Annotated in this window: 3 protein-coding genes; all 3 read left to right on the forward strand. The window is 42.0% G+C overall.

Annotated features, from left to right (window positions below):
* The first annotated feature begins 313 nt into the window (after positions 1 to 313).
* Positions 314 to 937 (forward strand): sigma-70 family RNA polymerase sigma factor, encoded by a 624-nt coding sequence (locus VK541_RS07085; RefSeq protein ID WP_324368331.1) that lies wholly within the window; start codon positions 314 to 316, stop codon positions 935 to 937.
* 46 nt (positions 938 to 983) lie between these two features.
* Entirely contained in the window at positions 984 to 2,156 is a 1,173-nt protein-coding gene (locus tag VK541_RS07090; protein WP_324368333.1) for a FecR family protein, read from the forward strand.
* Positions 2,157 to 2,386: 230 nt separating this feature from the next.
* A partial coding sequence (locus VK541_RS07095) for a SusC/RagA family TonB-linked outer membrane protein (RefSeq protein WP_324368336.1) occupies positions 2,387 to 3,786 on the forward strand: 1,400 nt, incomplete at its 3' end.

Consider the following 3,786-nt stretch of genomic DNA (forward strand, 5'->3'; position numbering starts at 1 on the left):
TTCTGCAAGAGCTACAATATATTTGATTAAACGCTTATCAAAACATTGGTTCTTATTTGTCCTTTCTGTGAAAATGAATTCTGTTTCTTTTGTTTCCATACACTGTTTTTAGTGTATAGCTCTTTTAGGAATCGACAATTAAACTAACAGCATGCTGAATGACAAAATATGTTTTTTAGGTAATAATTGTGGGTATTCTGTCAAAAGCTCACGATCTTCGGTATGTTTGTTATTAATTATCAAATAATTACTTAATATTGAATGATTTTCTGTCTAAATTTAGGCTAAAATTCAAAGGGGGGTATTAAAAAGCTTGAAACAAGGGAAAGATTTAAAGAAGCAATGGGATACATTCATTAAGAATGGAGATTCTGCTGCTTTTTATGATTTGTATGCGCATTATCATGACTATCTTACCTATATAGGTCTGAAAAAAGGTGCCGGCACTGAAAAAACAAAGGATGGTATCAATGATCTTTTTTTGTATGTGTACGAAAACCAGCAGAGGCTTGATCACATTAAGAACCACCACAATTACCTGATCACTTCTTTTCTTCGCAAGTTATTTCGAAAAGAACATTTTAGCGCTGAAGAAAGCCTGGACCTGCTGAGTTTGCCTGATGTGCCGCTCTATCCTTCTGTGGAGGCACAGCACATCAGGGAACATACTACTGAACAGGTCAGCTCAACTTTAAAGATGTATATCGGCAAGCTTTCGGAAAGCCAGGCTAAAATGATCTATCAGAAGTTTTATTTAGGGCTTTCCTACGAAGAAATTTCAGAAAGTAACCATGTAACCGTAAAAACGGCTTATAATACCATCTATAATGCCGTTGAAAAGCTAAAAAAAATGATTGGAAATGACAATATGGGTGTCCTGGCTATTGCTGTTTCCTTGTTTTCTCTATTAATTTTATTTTTTTTGAAAAATTCATAGGTAAAATTCAAATTTCCTGCTCTATTGTCTAAATATTAATAAATTAATGCAAGACAAAGACATTGGACAACTGGTAAACCAGGAAAGTTTTCTGAATTATTGTTTCAAGCGCAACGACGAAGATGTGCGCTACTGGGAAAAATGGCTGATTGAAAATCCCGGACATCAGCAGGAAGTTGAAAATCTGAAACAAATGTTGATCCTGATGGGAGAAGGGTCCCGGAAACGGATCACAGAAGCCAATTTTGCGCAGTTACAAAAAAAAATAAAGCGGTCGAAACAAGGCGCAGGCGCTTATCCGTTTTGGAGAAAATGGAGCATTGCCGCTGCGGTCGCGCTGGTCATCTCTGGTACGGGATTGTTGTTGTATGTCAATACAGACAAACAGGTTGAAATAGCGGGTAATCAGGATATTGAACCCGGGGGCCACAAGGCAACGCTTATTCTGGCAAACGGACAAAGGCTCAACCTGGCAGACGCGCAGAATGGATCGATCGCAAAACAATCCGGTGTCAGGATCAGGAAGACCATAGACGGTCAGATCATTTATGAAGTTTCTGAAACTGGCGGAAATATTTCTGCTGATGAATATAATATTATTGAGACTCCTGTCGGAGGAGAATACCAGGTTGACCTTCCTGACAAGACCCATGTCTGGCTAAATTCAGGGTCATCATTGCGGTATCCGCTTAAGTTTACCGGAAACGAACGCAGGGTGGAACTTAGGGGTGAAGGGTATTTTGAGGTGGCGCACAATAAGGCGATGCCATTTAAAGTAAGCAGCGGAGGGCAAACGGTGGAAGTTCTGGGGACACATTTTAATGTGACCGCATATGAAGACGAAAAAGTAGTGAAAACAACCTTGCTGCAAGGGTCAGTAAAGGTCGCTTATGGAGATGTTGTGAAACTGCTTGTACCCGGACAACAGGCGCAGCTGACAAAAAACAAGCTCAATGTGGTGGATGATGTCGACGTCGAAGATGTGGCAGCCTGGAAGAATGGTTATTTTAAATTTAACGAAAGCCTGGAGAGCATTATGAATAAGATATCGCGCTGGTACGGTGTGGAGGTCGTTTATCAAATGAAACCTGATGCGGATCTGACCTATTCCGGTAAGATTTCAAGAGCCAGAAAAATTTCAGCCATACTGAAGATCATTGAGTTTAATGGTGATGTTCATTTTAAAGTTGAAGGAAGAAAAGTTTATGTTACGAAATAACAATCAACAGCATATTAATATTTAAACCGCAAACAATTTAAACCACAAAACATGAAAAGACATTTACGAAAGGGAAGCTAACTTAAAATACAGCTAAAAAAAACCAGAAGTGCTTGCAGGCACCTCTGGCTAAGTCTGGCATTTATTAATAATTTAATTTATCAAAGTTTAATTGCAGCTGCCCAAAGATTCGAAGCCTGAGGCATGCTGTAAAAACCAAACCAAAACAAATGTATAGAATTTATACTAAGAAAACTGGTGTGCCCGAAGGGTATCTCCGTAAAATATTGCTTATTATGCGATTAACCACCGTTATATTAGTAGCATCGCTAATGCAGGTCTCGGCTATGGGATTTGCACAAAGGATAACCATCAGCGAAAAAAATGCCCCGCTGAACCAGATCATCAATGAGATCAGGAAACAGAGCGGATACGATTTTTTTTACAGCAACAAATTGCTGAAAAAGGCAAATCCTGTCACCATTAATGTAAAAGATGCCTCGCTGGATGAAGTGCTGGCTATTTGCTTTGGCAACCAGCCATTGACTTACAAAGTCGATGATAAGGTTGTGATGCTTAAGGAGAAGGAACTTACTACCCTGACTGTGGCGTTTGGTGCCTTTATTGATGTCAATGTAATTGTGCTCAATGAAGAGGGTACTGCTTTGACAGGTGCAACGGTTACCGTTAAGGGGACCAACCGCAGGGTTGTCGCGGGTCCCGGCGGCCTGGTCACTTTAACCGGGGTAGATGAAAAGGCTATACTGGTCATTACTTACCTGGGCTATCAAACCCAGGAAGTCAGGATCAAAAAAAATCAGTCCAGCATTACTGTCAGAATGGAGATCGCAGAAAATAAAATGAATGATGTGGTCGTGACGGGTATATTTAACAAACCTAAGGAAAGCTATACCGGTGCGGTGCGTACCATAACGGAAAAGGAACTGAAGCAGTTTCAGGGTCGGAACATCTTCCTGACCCTGGGTAATATAGATCCTTCCTTTTATATGGTTCCCAACAATGCGTCGGGTTCTGATCCGAATAAAATACCGGACATACAGATCAGGGGGGCCAGAAGCCTGCCCAATATCGACCAGCTCCAGGACCAGACGGCAGCTACACTCAATACGCCGCTCATTATCCTGGATGGATTTGAGACTACGCTGCAGCGGATGATGGACCTGGATAATAATGAGATCGAGTCGATTACTTTATTGAAGGATGGTTCTGCGACTGCTCTGTATGGTTCACGCGGTGCCAATGGTATTGTGGTGATCAAGACCAAGGAGCCTGTAGCCGGAAAACTGAGGCTGAGTTACAGGGCAGGTGTAAACCTGAGTGTCCCGGACCTGAGCAGCTACAATCTGCTGAATTCCGCGGATAAACTGGAACTGGAGCGTTTGTCGGGTTATTATGAAAGTTCAACCAAAACGCCGGAGGCCAATATCGGATTGCAGCAATATTACAACCAGGTGCTTGGGCAGGTGGCCAAGGGAGTAAATACCGACTGGCTGTCGATACCGTTGCGTACGCAGCTTGATCAGATCCACAACCTGAAAATGGAAGGTGGTGACCAGACCTTCAGGTATGATCTGGCCCTGCAACATAACCAGCTGAACGGCGCCATGAA

Source organism: Pedobacter sp. (genome assembly GCF_035317785.1).
Taxonomy (GTDB): domain Bacteria; phylum Bacteroidota; class Bacteroidia; order Sphingobacteriales; family Sphingobacteriaceae; genus Pedobacter.